Source organism: Streptomyces sp. NPDC088354, from assembly GCF_044753585.1.
Lineage (GTDB): Bacteria > Actinomycetota > Actinomycetes > Streptomycetales > Streptomycetaceae > Actinacidiphila.
The window spans coordinates 203885-226718 of sequence record NZ_JBIVNJ010000009.1 but is presented as its reverse complement, the minus strand read 5'-3'; the positions used below and the strand labels follow the sequence as shown (position 1 = coordinate 226718).

Annotated in this window: 21 protein-coding genes, 1 tRNA gene, 1 other RNA gene and 1 pseudogene; 8 read left to right on the top strand and 16 right to left on the bottom strand. The window is 72.6% G+C overall.

What is annotated here, in order from left to right:
• Window positions 1-103: 103 nt before the first annotated feature.
• Window positions 104-412, bottom strand: a complete 309-nt coding sequence (locus tag ACIP98_RS16775; protein WP_401976587.1) for a tyrosine-type recombinase/integrase — start codon at window positions 410-412, stop codon at window positions 104-106.
• Window positions 413-829: 417 nt separating this feature from the next.
• On the opposite strand from ACIP98_RS16775, the gene ACIP98_RS16770 reads away from it, so the two are divergent.
• Complete coding sequence (locus tag ACIP98_RS16770) at window positions 830-1456, top strand: GNAT family N-acetyltransferase (protein WP_401976502.1); 627 nt, start codon at window positions 830-832, stop codon at window positions 1454-1456.
• Between the two features lie 177 nt (window positions 1457-1633).
• Here the strand turns inward: ACIP98_RS16770 and ACIP98_RS16765 are convergent, their stop codons facing one another.
• Window positions 1634-2863, bottom strand: coding sequence for an MFS transporter (locus ACIP98_RS16765; protein WP_401976584.1), 1230 nt, complete (start codon window positions 2861-2863; stop codon window positions 1634-1636).
• A gap of 268 nt (window positions 2864-3131) precedes the next feature.
• Between ACIP98_RS16765 and ACIP98_RS16760 the strand changes: the two genes are divergently transcribed.
• The 3 genes from ACIP98_RS16760 (at window position 3132) to ACIP98_RS16750 (ending at window position 4716) form a co-directional block, all read left to right on the top strand.
• On the top strand, window positions 3132-3470 hold the full coding sequence (locus tag ACIP98_RS16760; protein WP_319663875.1) for a hypothetical protein: 339 nt from the start codon (window positions 3132-3134) through the stop codon (window positions 3468-3470).
• 384 nt (window positions 3471-3854) lie between these two features.
• Entirely contained in the window at window positions 3855-4238 is a 384-nt protein-coding gene (locus ACIP98_RS16755) for a hypothetical protein (protein WP_401976500.1), read from the top strand.
• Window positions 4239-4347: 109 nt separating this feature from the next.
• Window positions 4348-4716, top strand: coding sequence for a YciI family protein (locus ACIP98_RS16750; RefSeq protein ID WP_319663873.1), 369 nt, complete (start codon window positions 4348-4350; stop codon window positions 4714-4716).
• Between the two features lie 28 nt (window positions 4717-4744).
• On the opposite strand, the gene ACIP98_RS16745 is transcribed toward ACIP98_RS16750, so the two are convergent.
• Window positions 4745-5953, bottom strand: a complete 1209-nt coding sequence (locus ACIP98_RS16745) for an MFS transporter (RefSeq protein ID WP_401976497.1) — start codon at window positions 5951-5953, stop codon at window positions 4745-4747.
• Window positions 5954-6025: 72 nt separating this feature from the next.
• On the opposite strand from ACIP98_RS16745, the gene ACIP98_RS16740 reads away from it, so the two are divergent.
• The 3 genes from ACIP98_RS16740 (at window position 6026) to ACIP98_RS16730 (ending at window position 9476) form a co-directional block, all read left to right on the top strand.
• A complete protein-coding gene (locus ACIP98_RS16740; RefSeq protein WP_319663871.1) occupies window positions 6026-6784 on the top strand; it encodes a DeoR/GlpR family DNA-binding transcription regulator in 759 nt (252 codons plus the stop codon).
• Between the two features lie 229 nt (window positions 6785-7013).
• Window positions 7014-7565: a DoxX family protein gene (locus ACIP98_RS16735; RefSeq protein ID WP_319663870.1), complete on the top strand. Its 552-nt coding sequence runs from the start codon at window positions 7014-7016 to the stop codon at window positions 7563-7565.
• A gap of 120 nt (window positions 7566-7685) precedes the next feature.
• The gene (locus ACIP98_RS16730) at window positions 7686-9476 is read left to right on the top strand and encodes a prolyl oligopeptidase family serine peptidase (protein ID WP_401976494.1); all 1791 of its coding nucleotides are present in this window, start codon (window positions 7686-7688) and stop codon (window positions 9474-9476) included.
• Here ACIP98_RS16730 and ACIP98_RS16725 read toward each other — a convergent pair.
• From ACIP98_RS16725 to ffs, 9 genes are all read right to left on the bottom strand, one after another.
• Window positions 9432-10292, bottom strand: coding sequence for an SURF1 family protein (locus tag ACIP98_RS16725; RefSeq protein WP_319663868.1), 861 nt, complete (start codon window positions 10290-10292; stop codon window positions 9432-9434). The genes ACIP98_RS16730 and ACIP98_RS16725 overlap by 45 nt on opposite strands.
• A gap of 85 nt (window positions 10293-10377) precedes the next feature.
• Window positions 10378-11541, bottom strand: a complete 1164-nt coding sequence (locus ACIP98_RS16720) for a hypothetical protein (RefSeq protein WP_319663867.1) — start codon at window positions 11539-11541, stop codon at window positions 10378-10380.
• Window positions 11538-12110 (bottom strand): SigE family RNA polymerase sigma factor, encoded by a 573-nt coding sequence (locus ACIP98_RS16715; protein ID WP_319663881.1) that lies wholly within the window; start codon window positions 12108-12110, stop codon window positions 11538-11540. The genes ACIP98_RS16720 and ACIP98_RS16715 overlap by 4 nt, the downstream gene beginning before the upstream one ends.
• A gap of 553 nt (window positions 12111-12663) precedes the next feature.
• Window positions 12664-13938, bottom strand: coding sequence for an aspartate kinase (locus ACIP98_RS16710; RefSeq protein WP_319663866.1), 1275 nt, complete (start codon window positions 13936-13938; stop codon window positions 12664-12666).
• Window positions 13939-14155: 217 nt separating this feature from the next.
• A complete protein-coding gene (locus tag ACIP98_RS16705) occupies window positions 14156-14803 on the bottom strand; it encodes a DUF5063 domain-containing protein (protein WP_319663865.1) in 648 nt (215 codons plus the stop codon).
• A complete protein-coding gene (gene recR / locus ACIP98_RS16700; RefSeq protein WP_319663864.1) occupies window positions 14796-15395 on the bottom strand; it encodes a recombination mediator RecR in 600 nt (199 codons plus the stop codon). The genes ACIP98_RS16705 and recR overlap by 8 nt, the downstream gene beginning before the upstream one ends.
• Before the next feature lie 46 nt (window positions 15396-15441).
• Window positions 15442-15777, bottom strand: a complete 336-nt coding sequence (locus ACIP98_RS16695; protein ID WP_319663863.1) for a YbaB/EbfC family nucleoid-associated protein — start codon at window positions 15775-15777, stop codon at window positions 15442-15444.
• Window positions 15778-16000: 223 nt separating this feature from the next.
• Window positions 16001-18247, bottom strand: coding sequence for a DNA polymerase III subunit gamma and tau (locus tag ACIP98_RS16690; protein ID WP_401976489.1), 2247 nt, complete (start codon window positions 18245-18247; stop codon window positions 16001-16003).
• 103 nt (window positions 18248-18350) lie between these two features.
• Window positions 18351-18447: signal recognition particle sRNA small type (gene ffs, locus ACIP98_RS16685), an RNA gene on the bottom strand.
• Between the two features lie 95 nt (window positions 18448-18542).
• Here ffs and ACIP98_RS16680 point away from each other — a divergent pair.
• A tRNA-Ser gene (locus tag ACIP98_RS16680) sits at window positions 18543-18630 on the top strand.
• Between the two features lie 79 nt (window positions 18631-18709).
• Here the strand turns inward: ACIP98_RS16680 and ACIP98_RS16675 are convergent.
• The 4 genes and pseudogenes from ACIP98_RS16675 to ACIP98_RS16660 all read right to left on the bottom strand — a co-directional run.
• Window positions 18710-18937: pseudogene (locus tag ACIP98_RS16675) on the bottom strand (site-specific integrase); the annotation flags it as partial.
• 134 nt (window positions 18938-19071) lie between these two features.
• Window positions 19072-19758 carry a TetR/AcrR family transcriptional regulator gene (locus tag ACIP98_RS16670; RefSeq protein ID WP_401976487.1) on the bottom strand — a complete coding sequence of 229 codons (687 nt, stop codon included), beginning with the start codon at window positions 19756-19758 and terminating at the stop codon, window positions 19072-19074.
• A 147-nt stretch (window positions 19759-19905) separates the two neighbouring features.
• Window positions 19906-20121 carry a hypothetical protein gene (locus tag ACIP98_RS16665; RefSeq protein WP_401976485.1) on the bottom strand — a complete coding sequence of 72 codons (216 nt, stop codon included), beginning with the start codon at window positions 20119-20121 and terminating at the stop codon, window positions 19906-19908.
• A 173-nt stretch (window positions 20122-20294) separates the two neighbouring features.
• Window positions 20295-22823 (bottom strand): right-handed parallel beta-helix repeat-containing protein, encoded by a 2529-nt coding sequence (locus tag ACIP98_RS16660; RefSeq protein WP_401976483.1) that lies wholly within the window; start codon window positions 22821-22823, stop codon window positions 20295-20297.
• Between the last annotated feature and the right edge of the window lie 11 nt (window positions 22824-22834).

Here is a 22834-nt window from a genome sequence, read left to right as displayed (position 1 = left end):
TTCAAATCCCGCCACCCCGACCCAGATCAGTAGGGACCTACTCACGTGAGTAGGTCCCTACTGCGTTATCTGGGAGCCAAACAGGGAGCCACCCTGGAGGAGATCAAGCCGTCTCCTGCTCCCCCTCCCCTCCGAGGGCAAAGATCTCATCCATCGCGCCGGCACCCTCAGTGATCACCGGTCGCAGTTGCATGCGGTAGACCGCCTCCGTCGTGGCCGTGCTGCTGTGCCCGACGACGCGGGCGATCGCCTCAAGCGGGATGCCGCGTTCCGAGAGCGCCGCGGCGAATCTGTGCCGCAGCTCCCGTGGCGTCCACTCAGCGCGTTCACGCCGTTCATATTCTCGAGGGCGGCGCGGAAGACCCGGCGGACGTGGGACGCGTCCACCTCCTTGCCCACAGCCGAGCAGCACACGAGCCCGTGCTCCTCCCAGGTGTCGCAGGCCGCCAGGCGGCCGCCCGTGCTGGTCCTCACAGTGCTGCCACGCCCCGCGCACCGGGCTGGGAGCGCGCGGCGTGACTTCCTGGTCTTCACGTCTCCCCGGAGCGGACCGCGGCCGGGACTGGCACCGAGACGCGGGCAGTGGCGGCGTGGAAGTGCACGGCGTCAGGCCCGCACGGCTCAAGTGGAAGGTGTCCCCGACGTAGGTCCAGGCGCACGACGGGCGGCGCGAGGCACGGCGGTTGCCACCCGCCACTCGCACAAGCCTGCCCAAGTCGCCACCAGCGTGCGGTGCCCTGCCATGTCCGACCCCAGCCCAGGCAGGCCACCGGCCATGGGTCGTGCCAACGCCCCACGCAGTACGCGCCGCCACGGTAAGTTGCGCCGGATGACAGACCGCACTTTCCCCGATGTGTCGATACGCGCGGGTGAGCTCACGCTCCGTCCATTCGCCAAGGAAGACGTCGAAGCCACCCAGGCAGCCTGTTCGGACGAGCTGACCCAACGGTGGTTGCCATTGCCTCAGCCATACACGCTCGACGACGCCACCGCTTGGTGCACGAACGTCGCACATGCTCTGCGGGAGTCCGGTGATGGCATCCACTTCGCGATCACCGGAGCACAGGATCAGCGTCTCTTGGGCACGGTAGGCCTGAAGAAGACGGATTGGCGAGCACTCGTCAGTGAGGTCGGCTACTGGACAGCCCCCTGGGCCAGGCGATCCGGGATCGCGACCGCGGCGACTCGCGCCCTCGGGCACTGGTTGTTGGACCACCAAGGCTTCGCACGCATGGAGCTCAAGGCCGCAACTGAGAACGTTGCCTCTCAGAGAGTGGCCACGCGCGCCGGTCTGCATCGCGAAGGAGTCATGCGCAACGCCGGCTTCACTCACACCGGCCGCATTGACCTCGTCCTCTTCTCACTCACTCCCCGGGATCTCCATGGAACCGGCACTGCGACTGATCGGTCATGTGCCGACTACGTCGCCACAGGTCTGGAACCAGGACTCCACTGAACCGCTCCAGGGTCGCCGGAGGCATCGCTGTGCCACAGTCGTGCCGGATTGGGCGGGTGTCCTGGGGAGCCGCGGGGAATCGCGACGAGGCCGGCGCAGACCGGCAGGGCGGTGTCCGCCCAGCTCAGCAGGAACCCACAGCCTCGGTCCTTTTCGAACTGGTGCGGCGAGTAGAGGTCAAGGCTGGGGCTGCGGTTCGCGGCGGGCCACCGTCTCCGGTCTCGGCGGCAGGGAGAGTGCGCGTACTCGGCGGTGCGCCAAGGGGGCCGCGGCAGCGCCGAGGACGATCAGGCCGCAGCCGGCCAACGCTGTTCGTACGCCGGACTCGTGCGCTATCGGGCCGACCGCCAGGGATGCCAGCGGCACCGGAGCCAGCTGCGCCAGGTTGGAGAACGCCATGACCCGGCCGAACACCTCATCGCGGATCCGTCGTTGGAGCAGAACCGTCCAGAGCGTTGCTGTGAGGGCTTCTCCGGCTCCCGCCATCAGGTACCCCGGCACCACCAGGACGAGGCCACTCCCGCAGGCCATGGCCAGCATGGGAGTCGCCATCAGGGCCGTTCCCCAGCAGAAGAGCCACCCCACACGGCGGACGTGCCACCACAGCGCCAGGGCGGCTCCCACCAGTAGTCCCGCGGTGAAGCCGGTCATCGCCAAACCCCACCCTGCCGCCCCGCCCAGTCGCTCGTGACCGTACGCCGGGCCCAACGCCTGGTACGACACCAGCCAGATGGGAACCACCACGAGGCCCTGGGCGAGCATCAGCCACAGCCACGGGCGGATGGCGATCTCGCGCCATCCCTCACCCAGGCCCACACGGTTCGCGCGCTTTGATGGGCCGGGCGGCTTCGGCATATGGAGGCCGGTGTAGATCAGCGCCGCGACCAGGTACGTGGCCGCATCCCATGCGATGGCCCACTGGGGACCCACCGCCGCGACGATGACGCCGCCAAGGGCCGGGCCGCCCACTTTCACCGAATTCTGTGCCAAGCGCATCAGTGCGTTGGCCTGGCGAAGCTGCTCCGGCGGCACCACGGTGCGCAGCACTCCGCCGGAAGCCGGGCCGATGAAGGCACCTGCCACCCCGCCCAGCACCGCCAGCATGGCCAGGTGCCAGACCTGAGCCGCACCCGTCCAAACCAACACCGCAGCGCAGCACTGGCCTGAAGCGGCGGCCGTGTTGGCGACGATCAGAACCGCGGTCCGAGACCACCGATCAGCCGCCACCCCACCGACCAGCAGCAGTGCCGCACGCGCCGCCATATCGGCAGCCAGCACCACGCTGAGCCCGCTCACGCCGCCGCCCATCCCAAGGACAGCGAACGCCAGCGCGACCGGCGAGACAGCAGTGCCCGTCCAGGAGAGCACCCGGGCAGTGAAGTGCCGTCTGAACATGGGAACGGACAGAGGTGCCTATGCCGATACGAATCGGGATGTCAAGCCTGATGAAGTCATTCCCCCGCCCAACAGTCAACCGCCGGCCCCTGCCCGACTCCTGGATCGCTACCCCCGCAGGCTCATCGGATCAAGGATTGTCCAACCGCGCTACTACAGCCCCGCACGGACGCGGACGCTCGCTTGTCGTCCGGCGTCCGTGACTCCGGGTCTCGATCGACGATGCCGGCCGTCGCCACCGACCTCTCGGTACGCTACGGCCGCAGGAGGGGAGGGCCGCATGGGACTGGACGACGCGCGCCTGGCGCGTATCGCCGCGATGGCCGAGCGGGTCCGCCCGTTCTGGGAGCCGGGTCACGATCCGCATCTCTTGCAGGAGCGCCTGATGGAGCTCGACTGCCACGGGATCGACGCTGTGCTCGTGACCAAGGAGCTCATGCGGTGCGACCTCGGCGAGGCGCAACGCGCGTTCTTCAGCGCCCCGTGCAGGGAGGACGAGCGGCGATTCCACAACGAGGCCATGGACGCCCTCGCACGGACAGGTGACTGCGTGGAGTACGAGGGAGACCGCGTCACCATGACGTGGACTCTCGATCCGCAGGACCCGCCTGCGTCATGACCGCGAAGTTCCCTGGGCGGCCGCCCAGTTGCGTGTGTGACGATCCGCGGCTACGCCGCGTGGCGGCCAACGATCGCTGGCCCAGCGGGGATTCCTCGGCAATTCTGGCATCAGGCGCTCCGTAGCGGCCGGGGCGGAGGCAACTCCCGTGTCCGAGGGCGGCTCGCGTGCGCGATTCGACCGGCAGGGGCGGGGGGGACGTGCCGGCATGGGCGACCGGTGCCGGGGGCCGCACCGGGATGACGGGGGATCGTTGTGACGCGTGGCACGAGGCGATGGACGGTGCTCGGGTGCGCCGGTGCGGTTCTTCTGGCACTGGGCGGGTGTACGGAGGAGCACCGGGCTGCCGTTCCCGAGCGGCCGGTGGCGCGCGGTTCCGCGCCGGTGGCGACTGCGCGTGCCCCCTGGCGGGACCCTGCCCAGGCGCTGGGTGATGCCACGGTGTGGGCTTCGAGCGGGCGGCGTACCGGCGGATGGGAGGCGGACCTGCCCGCGTCCCACGGGGGGACGGTCTGGGTCAGCACGCAGTGCGAGGGCTGGGGCACGCTCACGGTGGACGCAGGCCGGTACGGCACCAGCACGGAGCACTGCTCCGAGCAGCCGGACGGGAGCCTCAACGCCTTCGAGGGGATGGGCACGAGGACCGCCGGCCAGGTCAAGGTGACCGCGGGGCCCGGGGTGACCTGGGCGGTCGCGGTCGGCTGGAACCCCGGAAAGATGCCCGCGTCCGACGCCGACGACGCCGCGATGACGACGCCGGAAAATTGATGTGCGGCACGTGTCGATTCCGCGCGCTGCCGTTCGACGCGTGGACGACGGGCTGGTCAGCGTGTCCGGGAGCGACCGGATCCCAGCCCGGGACACCGAGGGAGCGATCATGCGTTTTCTGATGATGCACCGGCTCGACGAGAGCGCGCCGGAGGCGTGGAACCCCAGCCAGGAGTTCATGGAGAAGATGGGCGCGTTCATCCAGGACTGGTCCGAGAAGGGCATCCTGATCACGGCGGAGGGTGTCCATCCCTCCGAGAGGGGCGCGCTGGTGCGCAAGCCCCGGGGCGGCGCGACGCATGTGACCGACGGGCCCTTCACCGAGGCCAAGGAGGTCATCGGGGGCTTCGGGCTGATCAATGCCAAGGACCGGGCGGAGGCCGTCGAACTGGCCCGGCAGTACGCCGAGCTGTTCGACGAGGTGGAGGTCGAGGTGCGGCAGGTCGTGGAGTTCGACGACCTGGAGCCCCCGGCCTGATCGGTCCGGCGCCCGCCCGGCCCGGCCGTCAGACCGGCTCCACCTCCGGGGTGCGGGCCGCGACGGCCGGCCGGGGCCGCAGGACGCCTGCGGCGCAGGCCGCGGTGACGCAGAAGGCCACCGGGAGCAGGAGCGTCACGTTGAGCGGTACGAAGTGGGTCAGCGGGCCGATGACGGCCGGCCCGGCGAGCATGCCGAGGTAGCCGAGGCCTGCGACGCGGGAGACGTTGGTGGCCGAGGCGTCCTGGTCGGCATGGCCCGCGGCGCTGAACAACTGCGGGACGCAGCCTGACAGCCCCGCACCGAACACCGTCCAGCCGAGCAGCGCGAGCGGGATCGACGGGGAGAGTGCCGCGGTGGTGAGGCCGAGGGCGGCCGCGGCGGCGCCGTGGCGGAGGACGGCGGCCGGGCCGAAGCGGGCGGCGACGCGGTCGGTGAGGAAGCGGCCGGCGGTCATGGCGGTGGCGAAGGCACCGTAGGCGAGGGCGGCGGTGGAGGCGGGGGCGTCGAGCACGTCGCGCAGGTGGAGCACGCTCCAGTCGTTGGCGACGCCCTCGCTGAGCATGACCATGAACGCGAGTACGGCCAGCACCCAGATGCGTTGCGGCGTCCGGCGCCGGGTGGGTGCGACGGGGGCGCTGTCCGCCGGGGCCGGGGTCGAGGCAGGGGCCGGGGCCGTGTCGGGTCGCAGCAGCGCCGGGGCCGTCGCCGCGGCCACGGCCAGACCCGCGACCGCGACCGTTCCCAGGGTGGCGGCCGGGCTCCAGCCCCGGTCGAGCGCGCGGGCGCCGGCGAGGGAGGCCAGCACACCGCCGATGGAGAAGGTGGCGTGGAACGCGGACATCACGGGCCGCCCGTAGCCGCGTTCGACCTGCACGGCGTGGGCGTTCATGGAGACGTCCAGGCAGCCGTTGCCGACCCCGAGCAGGAGCAGCGCGCCGCCCAGCGTCCAGGCGTCCGTGGCCAGCCCGGGCAGCAGAATGGCGGCGCTGCACAGCGCCGCGCCGAGCGGGACGACGGTGCGGGCCCCGAAGCGGTCGGTGAGCGGGCCGGCGACCTGCATGCCGGCGAAGGCGCCCGCGCCGAGCAGGAGCAGCAGCCAGCCGAGCACGGCGTGGCCGATGCCCGCGCGCTGCTCGATGCCGGGGATGTGGACGATCCACATCCCCATGAGGAAGCCGTTCAGGGTGAAGTAGACGAAGGTGGCCAGCCGCCCGGCTCGCAGGGATCTCTCCATGCTTCGAACATAACGAACAATCCCGATGTGCGAAAGATTGATTCCTGAGCGATCCCGGTGTTCACTTCTCCCATGGTGAGTACAGACCGGCTCCGGCGGATCACCGAGGCCGTACGGGAGGCGGGCAGCCTCGGCGTCACGGAACTGGCCGCGCTGACCGGCGCCTCCGAGATGACCATCCGCCGCGACCTGGAGGTCCTGGCCGACCAGGGTGTGCTGGAGCGCTATCGCGGAGGGGCGCGGAGCCTGCTGCTGCGCGGCGAGGAGCCGCCCTTCGCGCTGCGCAGCCAGGAGGGGCTGGACGTCAAGCGGCGCATCGCCGCCGAGGTCGCCGGGCTCGTGGCGGACGGCGAGTCCGTGGTGCTGGACAGCGGGACCACGTGCCTGGAGGTGGCCCGCGTGCTGCGGCACCGTCGGCTGACCGTGATGCCGCTGTCCCTGCACGCGGTGAACGTGCTGGCCGGGGCGCCGGAGCTGACCTTGCTGGTGCCCGGCGGCCGGCCCCGGGCCGGGGAACTGGCGCTGACCGGGCCGCTGACCGAGGCGTCGCTGTCCGCGCTGCGCTTCGACACCGCCGTGATCGGCTGCTGCGGGCTCGGCGCGACGGAGGGACTGACCGCGTACGACCTGGACGACGCGGCGGTGAAGCGGGCGGCGATCGCCTCCGCCCGGCGGGTCGTCGCCGTGGCCGAGGGCGCGAAGTTCCACCGCACGGCGCTCGCCTTCGTCGCGCCGGTCTCGGCGCTGCACGCCGTGGTGACCGACACCGACGCCCCGGAGGACGGAACGGCGGCGATCACCGCGGCCGGTGTGGCCGTGCACCGCGTGTGAACCGGCGCCGGACGACGGGCTCTTCGACGGCCTGCCCCGCAGATCGCCGGCTACCGGGCGGGGGCACGGCTCCCGCGACCCGGCGCGGGTCCGTTTCCGCCGGGTCAGGAGTAATGATTGAGCGGTAGAACAATTCACGCATCAGCGTGCATGTACTGACAAACCTCTCTGCCGGTTCTCCGAGCGGCGTCCGGTTCCGCCCGGCACCCGGTACGGAAGAGAGCCCTCCATGATGCACATCGCCGAACGCCTGCGTACCACTCCCGACCCCGGCGCCCACGCCCCGCCGTCGCATGCGGTGACCGCCGCCGACTGCGGGCTGCTGCTCCTGCGGATCACCGTCGGCCTGGTGATGGCGGGGCACGGTTGCCAGAAACTCTTCGGGATCTTCGGAGGCAACGGCCTCACCGCGACGGGCAAGGGGTTCGAGGCGCTGGGCTACCACCCCGGCACCTTCTACGCCGTCCTCGGCGGCCTCTCGGAGTTCCTCGGCGGTCTGGGCCTCGCGCTCGGGCTGTTCACACCCCTCGCTGCGGCCGCCCTGATCGCCGTGATGATCAACGCCATGGTGACCGTCACGGCGGCGCACGGCCTGTGGGCCATGAACGGCGGCCTGGAGTACACGATGTGCATCGCGGCCGTCGCCCTCGCCGTCGCCGCCATCGGCCCCGGCCGGCTCTCCCTCGACCGGCCGTTCCCCTGGGGGAAGGGCGGCTGGGAGGAGGCCGGCATCGCGCTGGGCCTGGCCGGCGTCGGATCCGCGATCGTGCTCAGTCTGTAGACCCGCCCCGGTCCCCGGGGGCACGCCACACACCAGGAGGCCCGGGGAAAAACCGGTCTGTGACCGAGAGGTGACGACGCCCACGGTCCGCCGCGGTCCCGCATCCGGTTGGATGGGGTCATGAGCGACGTCATGGCTGGTATGCCGGATTGGGAGAAGCGCTTCCGGGCGCCGCGCGTCGGACTGCCGGAGTGGGCTGAGGACGCACCCCACCGCAGCCTCTTCGTGTCGAATGCGACAGGCACGTACGAGTTGTACGCGTGGGACCGGACGACCGGGGCGCAGCGGCAGGTCACCGACCGGCCGAACGGGACGTCGGACGGGACCCTGACGCCGGACGGCGCCTGGGTGTGGTGGTTCGCCGACAAGGACGGCGACGAGTTCGGGGTGTGGATGCGCCAGCCCTTCGAGGGCGGCACCGACGAGACCGCCGCGCCGGGGCTGGAGCCCTCGTACCCGGCTGGGCTCGCCCTCGGCCGGGACGGCCTCGCGGTGGTGGGCCGCTCCACCGACGAGGAGGGCACGACCGTCCACGTGGCGCGCCCCGGGGCCGAGCCGGTGGAGATCTACCGCCACGAGGAGTCGGGCGGGGTCGGCGCGCTGTCGGAGGACGGCACCCTCGTGGTGATCGAGCACACCGAGCACGGGGACGCGATGCACTCGGCGCTGCGCGTCGTGCGCACCGACGGGTCCACCGTGGCGGAGCTGGACGACAGCGAGGGCGGCACCAGGGAACTGGGCCTGGAGTGCCTGGGCTTCGCGCCCGTGCCGGGCGACACCCGCCTGCTGGTGGCGCACCAGCGGCGCGGCCGCTGGGAGCCGATGCTCTGGGACGTGGCGGCGGGCACCCAGACGCCGCTGGCGATCGACCTGCCGGGCGACGTGGCCGCCGAGTGGTACCCGGACGGTTCCGCGCTGCTGGTGGTGCACTCGTACCAGGCCCGCAGCGAGATCTTCCGCTACGGGCTGGAGAGCGGCGAGCTGACCCGGCTGGAGACCCCGGCGGGCTCGGTGAGCGGGGCGACGGCGCGCCCGGACGGCACGGTGGAGTTCCTGTGGTCGTCCGCGCAGTCGCCGTCCGAGGTGCGGTCGACGACCGGCGCGGTGGTGCTGGAGGCCCCCGGCTTCCGGGCCCCGGGGTCGGTGCCGGTGGAGGACGTGTGGGTCGAGGGTCCCGGCGGACGGGTGCACGCGCTCGTGCAGCGCCCGGCGACCGGACAGGGACCGTTCCCGACCGTCTTCGAGATCCACGGCGGCCCGGCCTGGCACGACTCGGACGCCTTCGCCGCGGGTCCGGCGGCCTGGCTGGACCACGGCTACGCGGTCGTGCGGATCAACTACCGCGGCTCGACCGGCTACGGCCGGGAGTGGACGGACGCGCTCAAGCACCGCGTCGGCCTGATCGAGCTGGAGGACATCGCGGCGGTGCGGGAGTGGGCCGTGGAGTCCGGTTTCGCGGACCCGGCGCGCGTCGTGCTCTCCGGCGGTTCCTGGGGCGGCTTCCTGACGCTGCTGGGCATGGGCACGCAGCCCGGGCTGTGGACGGCGGGCCTGGCGGCCGTGCCGGTCGCCGACTACGTGGCCGCGTACGAGGACGAGATGGAGGCCCTCAAGGCTCTGGACCGCACGCTGTTCGGCGGCTCCCCCGACGAGGTGCCGGAGCGCTACGAGGCGTCCTCGCCGATCACCTACGTCGGCCAGGTCAAGGCGCCGGTCTACATCTCGGCGGGCCTGAACGACCCGCGCTGCCCGATCCGGCAGATCGACAACTACGTCGAGCGGCTGGAGGGCCTGGGCAAGGCGCACGAGGTCTACCGCTACGACGCCGGGCACGGCTCGCTCGTGGTCGACGAGCGGATCAAGCAGCTACGGCTGGAGCTGGACTTCGTCCGCCGGCACCTGGGCGGCTGAGGCCGCCGCGGGTGCCTCGGGTGCCTGCTCCACGAGGCCGAGCGCGGCGTCCCGCCGTGTCTCGGCCTCGCGGCGCAGCAGGCGTACGTACATGAAGAGCACGAAGCCCGCGAAGACGAACCACTCGCCGGTGTAGCCGAGGTTCTGGAAGGCCTTGAGGTCCAGGCCGGTACCGGCGGGCGCGGCGGGCGGCACGGCCGTCAGGGGCGCAGGGACGCCCTCGGTCTGCGTGATCCACGCGCCGTACACCGGGTACGGGACGAGATTGACCAGTGAGGCGGCGCTGATCATCCCGAGCTGACCGGCCGGGAGCCCGCCGCGGGTGACGACGCCGTCGGTGCTGTCGGTCTCCGGGGCCTGGAGGGCGCCGGAGACGGTGACCTCATCGGACGGGGCGGCCGGGACCGCCGCGGGCGATGCCTTGGACGCGTCCCCGGGCAGCCAGCCGCGGACGACGGGCAGCGCCTGGCCGCCGGTCACCCGTAGCGGGGTCAGCACGTAGTAGCCGGTGCGGCCGTCGAGTTCGCGGCCCGGCACGAGGAACTGGTGGGCGCCGTCATAGCGGCCGGTGGCGGTGACGGTCCGGCCGGAGGTCTCCGCGGTGACCACCGAGCGGACCGTGGGCAGCAGTTCCGCGAGCGGCACCGCGGCTGTCCTGGCGTCCCGCGACGGCGCGTCCTGCGCGGCGCGGTGCGTCTGCACGCGGTCCTCGAAGCGGCCCAGCTGCCAGCTGCCCATGAAGGTGCAGAACGCCACGGCGCACACCACGAAGAGGAGCCCGCCCAGCCAGCGCGGGGTCAGCAGGAACCGGTACACCCCACCAAGGTACGGGGCTCGGGCGGGCCGTTCGGACCCGCCCCCGCCTCCGGCCCCCGTTTCCCGCCTCCGTCCCGGGCGGTGCTCAGGACACGGCGAGCGGCCCGGTGTGGTAGATCGTGCCCGCGCAGGCACCGGCGAGGGTCGCGGTCACGACCGGGGACCCGGCGTCGGGGGTGTGGCTGAGCTGGACGCTCGCGGCGGGGGCTCCGTCGGCGGGCGCGGAGTCCAGGGTCGTGATCGTCTGACCGGACGTCGTGCTGCCGGATGTCGGTTCCCCGCTGCCCGTGGGCGTGGGCGTCGGCGAGGTCGGCGGGGCGGCACAGCCACTGATGTCCCCGCCCGCGGCCGGGACCCAGGCGAACTGCACCTCGTAGCTCGCGCCGGCCTGCAGGACGAGCGGCTCAGGCCCGGCGTCGGGCAGGCCGCTGCCGTCGCCCGCCACGTGGTCGAGCACGCTGATCCGCGTCGGGTCGGCGGAGCCCTGCGCGGTGGCGTTGACCACGCCGCCGCCGTCGATGGTGCAGGGGCCCGCGGAGACGTTGGCCACCCGGAAGTAGCCGGTGATCCGGCCGGCGGCGTCGGCCGCTCCGGCCCAGCCCGTCGGACTGCCGAGGTCGGCGGCGGTGCACGCCGGCGACGAGACGACCGTGTCGCCGGACGACTCCGTGGTGTGCGGGGTCGGGTCGCCGTCCGGGGTACCCGGGGCATCGTGCTTGCCGCCGCCGCCCGCCGTGGGAGCGGCGACGACGCCCGTGGCGGGGCCGGACGGCTGCTCGTCCTTCGTGCCTTCGGTGGAGTGCGCGGCGTCGCTGCTGTCGGACGACGAGGCGCCGGCGGCGGCCACCGGGTTGGGGGTGTCCCAGCCGGAGGTGTTCGTGGCGTGCAGCACGGCCGGCACGGCCGCCACCGCGAGCAGGCCCGCGGCCGCCGTACCGACCAGCAGCTGCCGCCGGTGCGCGCGCCGCGCGGGCACGGCCCGGCGCAGGTGCGTCAGCGTCTCGGGACCGGGATGGAGGTCCTGCACGGCGTCCCGCAGCAGCCTGCGCAGCGCGAGTTCGTCCGGGCTCAGGTCCGGCTCGTCCTCCGCGCGCGGGCGCTCGCCCGCGGTGGGGGTCACGTCGGGCACCGCGAGTGGCTCGGGTGGGGTGCCGGCCGTCGCCTTCCGCGGGCTCTCGGCGTTCTTCGGGCTCTCGGTGTGCTCGGTGTGCTCGGGGTCCATGCCCTCGGGGGTGTTCGGTTCGGTCATGCCGGGGCCTCCATCGCGACGCGGAGCGCCGCGATGCCGCGCGAGCCGTACGCCTTCACGGACCCTATGGATATGCCGAGGGTCTCGGCCACCTGGGCTTCGGTCATGTCGGCGAAATAGCGTAGTACGAGGACCTCGCGCTGACGGCGCTGCAGGGTGCGCAGCGCCGCCTTGAGCTGGTCGCGCTCCAGCAGCTCGTAGGCGCCCTCCTCGGCGCTCGCCATGTCGGGCATGGGCTTGGCCAGCAGCCGCAGGCCCAGGATGCGGCGGCGCAGCGCGGAGCGCGAGAGGTTGACGACGGTCTGGCGGAGGTAGGCGAGGGTCTTCTCCGGCTCACGGACCCGCTTGCGGGCGGAGTGGACGCGGATGAAGGCCTCCTGGACGACGTCCTCGCACGAGGCGGTGTCGTCCAGCAGGAGCGCGGCGAGGCCCAGCAGGGAGCGGTAGTGCGCCCGGTAGGTCTCGGTGAGGTGGTCGACGGTGGTCCCGGCCGACATCGCGTCGTCAGCGTCCCCCCGGTCGCGGCCCGAGGGACTCTGCAGGACAGGCCAGGGCGCGATCACCGGCATACCGCCGACCACGCCGGACGGCCGCCGCGCGTGCGGTCGCGCGGGAGCCGCGCCGCGCCCCAGGAGCGCCGTTTCGATGCCGAGTGCCTCTGCCACGACTGTTGGACACACTTCCCCCCGTCAGGGTTGTGCGGTCGGGGCACCGTTTTTGATGGCGCCGCGCATATCCCCATGCGTACCAACTATCCTCAATACCCCTTTTAACCCGGCGCTGTTGCGCCGCGTCCGGCGTGCAGCAGCACATTAAGCGGGTGCGCTGACACAAGGACGCTCCCCGCGCGCCGCCCGGTTGCGGAACACAGGGAGCTCAAATTGTCTGGCGCTTGCAGCTTTCCTTCAAGCGATCCTGACCATATTTTGATCACACGATCGATACTCGCCGGTTCAGTGAACGCCGCAGGACGGGACGGGGATGTGGCGGGTGGCATTCCGTAACGCCACGACCGCCGGTCCGCCCCGGCAGGGGGTGGACCGACGGTCGTGGGACAAAGCGGGTGGTACGGGTGGTAGGTGTGGGGCGGGAGCGGCGGACAGTGACGGAATGTCCGGCGCCTCAGCGGCCGGTACCGCCGTAGACGACCGCCTCGTCGCTCTCGGTGTCCAGCCCGAAGGCGGTGTGCACCGCGCGCACCGCCTCGTTGACGTCGTCGGCCCGCGTGACCACCGAGATGCGGATCTCGGAGGTCGAGATCAACTCGATGTTGACGCCCGCGTTGGACAGCGCCTCGAAGAACTGGGCCGTGACACCGGGGTTGGTCTTCATGCCCGCGCCGACGAGCGAGATCTTGGCGATCTGGTCGTCGTAGCGCAGCGCCTCGAAGCCGATGCCGGCCTGCGTGCGCTTCAGCGCCTCGATCGCCCTCGGGCCGTCGCTCTTGGGCAGGGTGAAGGAGATGTCGGTCAGGCCGGTGGAGGCCGCCGACACGTTCTGCACCACCATGTCGATGTTGATCTCGGCGTCCGCGATCGACCGGAAGATCACCGCAGCCTCGCCCGGCTTGTCGGGCACACCGACGACCGTCACCTTGGCCTCGGAAGTGTCGTGCGCGACACCGGAGATGATCGCGTGCTCCATGCCCTTGGCGTCCTCTCGCGGCTCGTTGCTGACCCAGGTGCCCTGGAGGCCGGAGAACGACGACCGGACATGGATCGGGATGTTGTATCGGCGGGCGTACTCCACGCAGCGGTGGAGCAGCACCTTGGAGCCGGAACTGGCCAGCTCCAGCATGTCCTCGGAGGAGATCCAGTCGATCTTCCGCGCCTTCTTCACCACGCGCGGGTCGGCGGTGAACACGCCGTCCACGTCGGTGTAGATCTCGCAGACCTCGGCGTGCAGGGCGGCCGCCAGCGCGACGGCCGTGGTGTCGGAACCGCCGCGGCCCAGCGTCGTGATGTCCTTGCTGTCCTGGGACACGCCCTGGAAGCCGGCCACGATGGCGATGTTGCCCTGGTCCAGGGCGGTGCGGATGCGGCCCGGCGTGACGTCGATGATGCGGGCCTTGTTGTGGACGGAGTCGGTGATGACACCCGCCTGGCTGCCGGTGAACGACTGCGCCTCGTGTCCGAGGTTTTTGATCGCCATCGCCAGCAGGGCCATGGAGATCCGCTCTCCGGCGGTCAGCAGCATGTCGAACTCGCGGCCGGCGGGCATCGGCGACACCCGTTCGGCGAGCTCGATCAACTCGTCCGTCGTGTCACCCATCGCCGAGACCACGACGACCACTTGGTGGCCGGTCTTCTTGGCATCGACGATCCGCTTGGCGACCCGCTTGATGCCGTCGGCATCCGCAACGGAGGAGCCGCCGTACTTCTGCACGACAAGGCCCACGTGCGCTCCTCAAATCTGGTACTGCGTTCGGCTCAGTTTATCGAGCAGGCCGGGATCGACCCCTTACCACCACATACTGAGACGCCCGGCTCACTCAGCGGGCCATCTGCCCAACGGCCCGCCGGCGTAATCGCGCCGTGCGTCGTGCTCAATATCACTGCCCCCGGCGTACGCCCTCGTGAACCGCCGGTGACCACCGGCGGTCCCCCGGCGGACCTCATTTCGCCGGGCGCAGCCCCAGCGGCTTGGCGATCTCGGCGGCCATCACACGGCCCGCCTCGTCCGCGAGCCGGTCGTCGTCGTCCGCGCCCGCGTCCGTGTCCAGGCCGTCCAGCGCGTCCAGCGGGCTGTCCAGCCGCACGTGCGCCACCAGGGACTGCAGGGCGCGCAGGGACGCCGAGGCGGTCGGGCCCCAGTTGGACAGGTACGAGAACTGCCACCACCACAGCGCCTCGGTGATCCGGCCGGCCCGGAAATGCGCCAGGCCGTGGGCGAGGTCGGTCACCACGTCCGCGAGGTCGTCGGAGATCCGGCAGGCGACCGGCGTGCTGCGCGGCACGTACGGGTCGAAGACCTCGGAGTAGACGTCGATCGGCTCCAGCAGCACCGCGAGCCGCTCGCGCAGCTCGTCGGCGTCCGGCTCCGGCCCGAGGTCCGGCTCGTACCGCTCGTCCGGGACGATGTCCTCGTGCGCGCCGAGCCGGCCGCCGGCCAGCAGCAACTGCGAGACCTCCAGCAGGAGATAGGGCACCGCGCTGTCCGGGTCGTCGCCCTTGGCGACCTCCCGCACCGAGAGGATGAAGCTCTCGATCTGGTCCACGATCGAGGACGCGAAGTCGTCGGGGTCAAGGGCGTTGTCAGACATCAAGCAGCCGCCTTCCTTCAAAGGCCCGGCCGAGCGTGACCTCGTCGGCGTATTCCAAGTCGCCCCCGACCGGCAGGCCGCTGGCGAGACGGGTGACTTTCAGTCCCATCGGTTTGACCATGCGCGCGAGATACGTGGCCGTGGCCTCGCCCTCGAGATTGGGGTCGGTGGCGAGGATCAGCTCGGTGACGGTGCCGTCCGCGAGGCGCGCGAGCAGTTCCCTGATCCGCAGGTCGTCGGGGCCGACGCCCTCGATCGGGCTGATCGCGCCGCCGAGCACGTGGTAACGGCCGCGGAACTCGCGGGTGCGCTCGATGGCGACCACGTCCTTGGGCTCCTCGACCACGCAGATGACCGTGGTGTCGCGGCGCGGGTCGCGGCAGACCCGGCACTGGTCGGCCTCGGCGACATTGCCGCAGACCGCGCAGAACCGCACCTTCGCCTTGACCTCGCTCAGCGCGTGCGCGAGCCGGCGGACGTCGGCGGGATCGGCCTGAAGGATGTGGAACGCGATCCGCTGCGCGCTCTTCGGACCCACGCCGGGCAGCCTGCCCAGCTCGTCGATGAGGTCCTGAACCACGCCCTCGTACACGCTGTGCCCTCTTCGTCGCTCGGACGGTCCGGAAGACCCGGGGCCGTCAGAAAGGAAGGCCCGGGATGCCCCCGAGCCCCTGGGCGAGCGGGCCGAGCTTGCGCTGCTGCAGCTCCTGCGCGCTCGCGTTCGCGTTCTGCACGGCGGCGACGACCAGATCGGCCAGCGTCTCCGTGTCCTCAGGATCGACCGCCTTCGGGTCGATGACCAGACCCCGGAGCTCACCGGCACCGGTCACGGTCGCCTTCACCAGGCCGCCGCCCGCGGTGCCCTCCACCTCGGTCTCGGCGAGCTCCTGCTGGGCCGCCGCGAGGTTCTCCTGCATCTTCTGGGCCTGCTTGAGCAGCTGCTGCATGTTCGGCTGACCACCACCGGGGATCACGGTCTCGCTCCTGCCTCACGACGTCGGTTGTGCGGGTAGGGCGAGCCTACGTGCTCGGGCGCCCGCTCGCGCTACCCGTAGCCAGGAACGACCGACACGCGTCGCCCGTTCCTGCCGGAAGGACCGGCGAGGGCCGGTCGTTGGCGGGTTGCCGGGCGGCGGCCCGCCGGTCGCCGGACGGTGTCGCCGGCCGGTCTCCGGCTGCTCTCCCCCTGCTCCCCGGCTAGTCGTTGGCGATCTCCTCGATCACGGTGGCCCCCAGTTCCCGCACGATCAGGTCGTGGCCGCTCAGGGCGGTCTCGTCCAGATCCGGGTCGTCGTCCTCGGGCATGTCGTACTCGACCGGGGGCGGCTCGTCGGCGATCGGTGCGTGCGCGGCGGCGGACGCCGCACCCGACGCCGCGGACGGCGCCCCCACCGCGGCGCGGGCGGCGGCGGCACGGCCCGAGGCGGGCGACGCGGCCTGCGGGGCAGGAACGGCGGAAGCGGCCGACGGCGGCTGCTGGTAGGGCTGTTGGCCCTGGGCCTGATGCGGTTGCTGTGGCGCTTGCGACGGCTGGGAATGCTGCGGCGCCGCGGGCGCGGGGCCCTGCGGGTGTCCCGTACCGGGACGGGAACCGCCGCCGAAACCGCCCGAGGAGCCGCCGCCCGGGCCCCCGGGGCTGACGATCGCCTCGATGCGCCACTGGACGCCCAGCGCGTCGGTGATCGCCTGCTGGAGGACGTCCTCGTGGCCGCGGTTGACGAAGCTGTCGCGCGCGCCCGGGTTGTCGAAACCGATCTGCAGCGTCGAGCCGTCGAACCCGACGAGGCGGGCGTTCTGCTCCAGCAGTATCCAGGTGACCCGGCGCCGGTTCTTGACGGCCTCCAGGATGTCCGGCCACATCTGGCGGACCCGGGAGGGGTCGCCGCCGGGTGCCCCGGACGCGGGGGCGTGGGCCGCCGGAGCCGGTGCCGTTTCCGCGGGAGCGGGGGGCGAAGACGCCGGTGAGGCCGGTGAGGCCGCGGAGGGCCAGGCGCCGGGGCGCTGGCCTCCGCCGGGGGCGGCCGCGCTCGGCCAGGCACCGGGACGCGGAGCGGCGGGCGCGGCGGGCGCGGCGGGGGTGGTTTCCGGGGGGACGGGGGCCTGCGCGGGGGCAGGAGCGGGGGGCGCGGGTGGCGCGGCGGACTCGTCGGCGGGACGCGTCGGGGGATTCATCGCCGCACGGGCCGCCGCACGGCCACCGCCGGGGGGCAGCGGCTCGCCGAACTCCACGACCGGGGGCGGGCCCGCGGCCGCGGGCCCGGCCGCCGAGGCCGCGAAACCGCCCGCCGAGGCGCGCCGCTCCAACCGGTCCAGGCGGGCCTGCACCGACCGCTCGTCGTCGTACGCCGCGGGCAGCAGCACCCGCGCGCAGATCAGTTCCAGCTGCAGTCGCGGGGAAGTCGCCCCGCGCATCTCCGTGAGGCCGGCGTTGACCAGGTCGGCCGCGCGGCTCAGTTCGGCCGCACCGAAGACGCCGGCCTGCGCCCGCATCCGCTCCAGGACGTCGGCGGGGGCGTCGATCAGGCCCTTCTCCACCGCGTCCGGTACCGCCGCCAGGATCACCAGGTCCCGCAGCCGCTCCAGCAGGTCGGCCACGAAACGGCGCGGGTCGTGCCCGCCCTCGATCACCCGGTCCACGATCTCGAACGCCGACGCGCCGTCCCCGGCGGCGAAGGCGTCCACCACGTCGTCCAGGAGCGCGGCGTCGGTGTACCCCAGCAGCGAGGTCGCCATGGCGTACGTCACACCGGCCTCGCCGGCCCCCGCGAGCAGCTGGTCCATCACCGACATCGAGTCACGCACCGAGCCGGCCCCGGCCCGGACCACCAGCGGGTACACCCCGGCCTCGACCGGGATCGCCTCGCGTTCGCAGACCTCCGCCAGGTAGTCGCGCAGCGTCCCCGGCGGGACCAGCCGGAACGGGTAGTGGTGGGTGCGCGAGCGGATCGTGCCGATGACCTTCTCGGGCTCCGTCGTCGCGAAGATGAACTTCAGGTGCTCCGGCGGCTCCTCGACCACCTTCAGCAGGGCGTTGAAGCCCGCCGAGGTGACCATGTGCGCCTCGTCGATGATGTAGATCTTGTACCGGCTGCCGGCCGGCCCGAAGAACGCCTTCTCCCGCAGGTCGCGCGCGTCGTCCACACCGCCGTGCGACGCCGCGTCGATCTCGATCACGTCGATCGACCCCGGGCCGTTGCGCGCCAGGTCGCGGCAGGACCGGCACTCCCCGCAGGGTGTCGGCGTCGGGCCCTTCTCGCAGTTCAGGCAGCGGGCCAGGATGCGCGCGCTGGTGGTCTTCCCGCAGCCGCGCGGCCCGCTGAAGAGGTACGCGTGATTGACCCGGTTGTTCCGCAGCGCCTGCTGCAACGGGTCGGTGACGTGCTCCTGCCCGATGACCTCGGCGAAGGTCTCGGGGCGATAGCGGCGGTACAGAGCGAGGGACACGCCTACGACGATATCGGCCCCCGCCGACACCCGGGCCCCGGCCGTGTGACGGAGCCCACACGGACCCCACGGAGACCCCACGGGAACCGGCCCTCCGGGACAAAGGAAAGACCCCTCACGCACCCGCCAGAGCCCACCTACCCTTGCTGCCTTCCGGCCCTGGGGGGGTTCAGCGAGATAGCGCCACGTGAGGGGCTGCACCCAGCGTACCCGATCCGATCACCCCCGGATGCACGCCGACGCTCCGCGGGAACGAGTTCGCGAGCACTCCCTCCGATCTAGTAATGTTTGCCGCGGAGGATTCGCCTAGTGGCCTAGGGCGCACGCTTGGAAAGCGTGTTGGGGGCAACCCCTCACGAGTTCGAATCTCGTATCCTCCGCCAGTGCCTCACCGGGCACGTTGTCGAAGGGCCCCACCGGTCGCGGTGGGGCCCTTCGAGGTTCTCCGTCTCGGTTTCAATCTCAGTTGGCCCCGGGCGAGCCCCACAGAGCATCGCCGACCTGGCGGGCCACGTTCTTCGGCACGGGTCCGGTCACGTGCATGTACCGCGAGCGCATCCGGGCCGAGCCACCCGGTTCCCAGCCCACGATCGCGTCCACGACGACATCCGGGACGCCGAGCAGAAGCAGGACCGTCGCCGCGGTGTGGCGAGCGTCGTGCAGCCGGCCGTCCCGTACCCCAGCGCGCCGGGCATGTTCGGCCTGCGATGAGGGGCGTTGACGACGACCGGCGTCACGGGGCCCTTCCCGTGGCGGTGGTACGCGTTCGGCGCCGGCGGGGGATTCAGCCGCGACCGGCGGCCACCCTCAACTCCGGAAGGGCGTCAGCGGCCTGCCGGGGCGCCGTCGCCGGCGAGGATCCCGGCGATGAGGGTGGCGAGCGTGTCCTCCAGCGTCTCGGTGAAGTCCCAGCACAATGCCGCCAGTTCGGGGTCGGCCGCATAGGCGGCGCGCACGCTGTGGGAAGGCTGGGTCTGGCCCCAGAGGGCGCCGGCCAGGACGAAGACCATCGCGGACACCTTCCATGCGGCGTCGGCGCCGAGTTCGGGCAGGTGCCGGCGGACCAGCCCGCTCAGGGTGCCGTTGTTGTCGACCATGGCGTACTTGTAGCGGGCGACGGTCTCGGCGGACACGTTGTGTTCCAAAACGCCGCCTTGGGCGCCGAGCAGGTCGCACAGCACTCGGTGCGGGGCAAGGGAACGGGCGAGGGCGGCGGCGAGCTGCCTGCCGCGCTCCCGGCCCGGGGCGTCCGGGTCGACCGCGTCGGCCAGCGGCTGCGAGAGCCCGCCCAGCCACTGCTTGGTGTCGCGGTCGAGCAGCTCCAGCAGGATCGCCTCGCGGGACTCGAAGTAGCGCAGCACATTGGATTTGGCCAGGCCCACCTGGGCGCTGAGTGCGTTCAGACCGACCTCGCCGACCCGCATGGTGTCGAGCATCGCGGCGGTGGTGTTCAAGATCGCCTGGCGGCGGATCTCCCGCTGCTCCTCGCTGCGTGCGCGCTGGAACGTCATGCCCTCATGTTACGGACCCCCAGTCTCTTGGCTTCCGGCCGTCGGTCCGGTCGCGGGAGGTCGGACCGGGCACGGAGGCCGGCGGTGATCGCCGCGCCGCTGCCCGTGCCGCCGCCCCGTCCGACCGACTCGGCCTGCCGCCGCCGGTCAGCGATCGACCGTCCAGGACGCGTCCGTGGGCGGGGATCCCTCATGGACGAGGTGACCGACGATGCGGAACGCCTCCGCGAGCGGCACCGTGTCCTCGTCGGCGTACGCGTCGTGCTGCCCGCGGGACAGGACGAAGCCCCGGCTCGATCCCTCGGCTCCCGGGTCCCCGGCGTGCCCGCCGGGGTCACCTTCGCCGTCGGACACCGCCACCATCGCGCGCTCGGTGTTGTGACGACGGCCGGCAGCCGGCCGGACGAGCTGGTCAGCCGTGTCTCGCCTCGGCCCGCCTCGATCCGCGCCCGGAGCCTCCCCAGGACCGCTGCCGGCGTCAGCGGCACGTCGGAATCGTCGTCGAGCACCCAGGACCCGGTCACGGACCGCGCGGGTCAGGACGGGGTGGCCGGGACCGGGAGGTCCTGGGTTTCGAGGCTGATGAGCTCCTCAGGGGTCGGGGCGGAAAGTTCCGCGACGCGCTGGGCCTGGCGCTCGGTCATCTCCTGGAACATCTGCCGGGCGGAGCGGCCGTTGCCGAAACCCTCGCCGCGCGGCAGGCGCTCGAAGAGCAGGGCGAGTTCGGCGCGGGCGGCGGGGGTCAGTTCGTACTGGTGCTCCTCGGCCTGGTGCTCCACGATCGAGACCAGTTCGGCGGCGTCGTAGTCCTCGAAGAGCAGGGTGCGGCCGAAGCGGGAGGACAGGCCCGGGTTGGAGCTGATGAAGCGGTCCATGTCGCCGGGGTAGCCGGCGGCGATGACGACGACGTCGTCGCGGTGGTCCTCCATCAGCTTGACCAGGGTGGCCACGGCCTCGGTACCGAAGTCGTTTCCTGCCCCGAGCGGGGCGAGGGAGTACGCCTCGTCGATGAACAGGACGCCGCCGAGCGCCCGGTTGAAGGCGGCGGTGGTCTTCGGGCCGGTGTGGCCGACGTACTCGCCGACCAGGGCGGTACGGTCGACCTCGACGAGGTGGCCGCGGCGCAGCAGGCCGAGCGCCTTGAGGAGCCTGCCGTAGAGCCGCGCGACGGTGGTCTTGCCGGTGCCGGGGTTGCCCGCGAAGACCAGGTGGCGGCTGAGCGGCGGCGCGGGCAGTCCGGCCTCCTCGCGGCGGCGGACCGTCTGCATGAGTTTCACCAGCGAGCCGACGTCGTGCTTGACCCGGTCGAGGCCGACGAGGGCGTGGAGTTCGCCGAGCAGGTCCTCCAGGTGCTCCTCGGGCACGTCCTGGTCGTCGCCGGCCCCCGCGGTGCGCGGCTCGCCGGATGCCGCGGGCGGCGTGGCCGGGGAGCCCGGCCGGGCGGAGGGGGCGGGCGCGCCGAAGGTCAGCGGGACGCCGTCGGCCGTGCAGTCCTCCAGCCGCGGGGCGGCGCCCTCGTCCGTGCCGAGGGCCTCCGCGCAGTCCCGGGTCCGGACCTGCCGGAACAGCGGGTCGGCGGACGCGCCGACGTGCAGGGCGGGGAATCCGGAGCCGGTCACGTCGAGGCTGGTGAAGGTGCCGCCGGCGCCGTCGGCGAGGAAGACGCCGTTCTTGGCCGGGCCGCTGATCCGCAGGTCGGTGACGGAGGGCCGGGCGCCCGTCCACACGACGACACCGGAGCCGCCGCAGTCCTCCACCGATCCGCCCTCGACCGTGGCGTCGGCACCCTTGTCGACGACGACGCCCGCCGCACCCGCCCCGGTGATCCGTATCCCCGCCAGGACGGCGGTGCCGCCGGAGGCGATCTGGACGCCGATCTCCCTGGTGCCGGTCACGGTGGTGCGCTCCACCCGGGTGCCGGTGGCCGAGCCGACACCGATGCCGGTGGCCGCGCCGTCGATCCGGCAGCCGGTGACGGTGGCGGTGGCCTGATCGACCACGGCGACGCCGGTCATGGCGACGTCGCGGATGCCGCAGTCGGCGAGTTCCACCCGCGCCTCCCCGGCGGCGTGGACGCCGTGCTCGGCGCCGCCGCGCACGAGGCAGTCGGCGAGGTGGCCGGTGGCGGTGCCGGACGCGTGCACGGCGCTGAAGGCGCTGCCGTCGATCCGGCAGTCCGCGAGGCGAGCCGTGGCCACGCCGCTGATGAGCACCCCGTTGGCGCCCGCGTCGGCCACCGCGCAGCCGGTGGCCTTGAGCTGGGCCTTGTCCTGCACGGCGAGGCCGACGGAGGCGGCACCGCGGATGCGGCAGTCGGTCAGTTCGGCGCGCGCCGATCCGGTGAGGTGCACGCCGGCCGCGCCGGGCGACTCGATGCGCAGTTCGCCCGCCGTCGCCTCGGAACCGTCCTCCAGCAGCAGCCCGGCCCGGCCGGTCCCGGTCAGCGTGGAGTCGGCGAGCCGCAGCCGCGCGTGGCCGCGCAGCCGGATGCCGGAGCCCGTCGTGCGGCCCAGGCGCAGGCGTACGGCGTCGAGCCGGGCCGATCCGGACAGGACGACACCGGTGCCGTCCACGCCGGTGACGGTGGTGTCCTCCACCTGCGCGCGGACCCCTCCGGCGAGGTAGAGGCCGGCCAGCCGGGCACCCTCCAGACGGCACCGCCGCAGCATCACGGCGGTCGTGCCGGCCTCCTCGTCGTCCGGGCCGCGGACCTGGATCCGGCCGCCCTCGACGGCGCAGTCCTCCATCACCAGCCCGGCACCGGGCTGCACCGCGACCGCCGGGGCGCCCTCGTCGGAACCCCACACGGTCACCCCGTGCAGGGCGCAGTCGGGGCCGTCGACGGTGACCGCCGGCCGGTCGCCGGCCGGCGCGGCCAGCACGACGCTGCCCCGGCCGTGCTCCGCCGCGAGCACGACCGCGCGGTCGAGCACGACGGCCTCGGTCCAGGTGCCGGGCGCGATCACCACCAGATCGCCGGGGGCGGCGGCCCGCACCGCGTCGGCGATCCGGTGGAAGGCACCCTTGCCGCCCTGTCCTTTGGGGGCCACGGTGTGACGCGTCATGTCCGGATCCT

Bases quoted from the DNA above. Each gene is read 5' to 3' on its own strand.
- ACIP98_RS16665 (WP_401976485.1), bottom strand. From the start codon at position 20,121: ATGGTGGCGGTGTCCGACGGCGAAGGTGACCCCGGCGGGCACGCCGGG.
- ACIP98_RS16745 (WP_401976497.1), bottom strand. From the start codon at position 5,953: ATGGAGAGATCCCTGCGAGCCGGGCGGCTGGCCACCTTCGTCTACTTC.
- ACIP98_RS16705 (WP_319663865.1), bottom strand. From the start codon at position 14,803: ATGTCTGACAACGCCCTTGACCCCGACGACTTCGCGTCCTCGATCGTG.
- ACIP98_RS16740 (WP_319663871.1), top strand. From the start codon at position 6,026: ATGGTGAGTACAGACCGGCTCCGGCGGATCACCGAGGCCGTACGGGAG.
- ACIP98_RS16670 (WP_401976487.1), bottom strand. From the start codon at position 19,758: ATGACGTTCCAGCGCGCACGCAGCGAGGAGCAGCGGGAGATCCGCCGC.
- ACIP98_RS16730 (WP_401976494.1), top strand. From the start codon at position 7,686: ATGAGCGACGTCATGGCTGGTATGCCGGATTGGGAGAAGCGCTTCCGG.
- ACIP98_RS16715 (WP_319663881.1), bottom strand. From the start codon at position 12,110: ATGCCGGTGATCGCGCCCTGGCCTGTCCTGCAGAGTCCCTCGGGCCGC.
- ACIP98_RS16720 (WP_319663867.1), bottom strand. From the start codon at position 11,541: ATGACCGAACCGAACACCCCCGAGGGCATGGACCCCGAGCACACCGAG.
- ACIP98_RS16750 (WP_319663873.1), top strand. From the start codon at position 4,348: ATGCGTTTTCTGATGATGCACCGGCTCGACGAGAGCGCGCCGGAGGCG.
- ACIP98_RS16735 (WP_319663870.1), top strand. From the start codon at position 7,014: ATGATGCACATCGCCGAACGCCTGCGTACCACTCCCGACCCCGGCGCC.
- ACIP98_RS16760 (WP_319663875.1), top strand. From the start codon at position 3,132: ATGGGACTGGACGACGCGCGCCTGGCGCGTATCGCCGCGATGGCCGAG.
- ACIP98_RS16660 (WP_401976483.1), bottom strand. From the start codon at position 22,823: ATGACGCGTCACACCGTGGCCCCCAAAGGACAGGGCGGCAAGGGTGCC.
- ACIP98_RS16770 (WP_401976502.1), top strand. From the start codon at position 830: ATGACAGACCGCACTTTCCCCGATGTGTCGATACGCGCGGGTGAGCTC.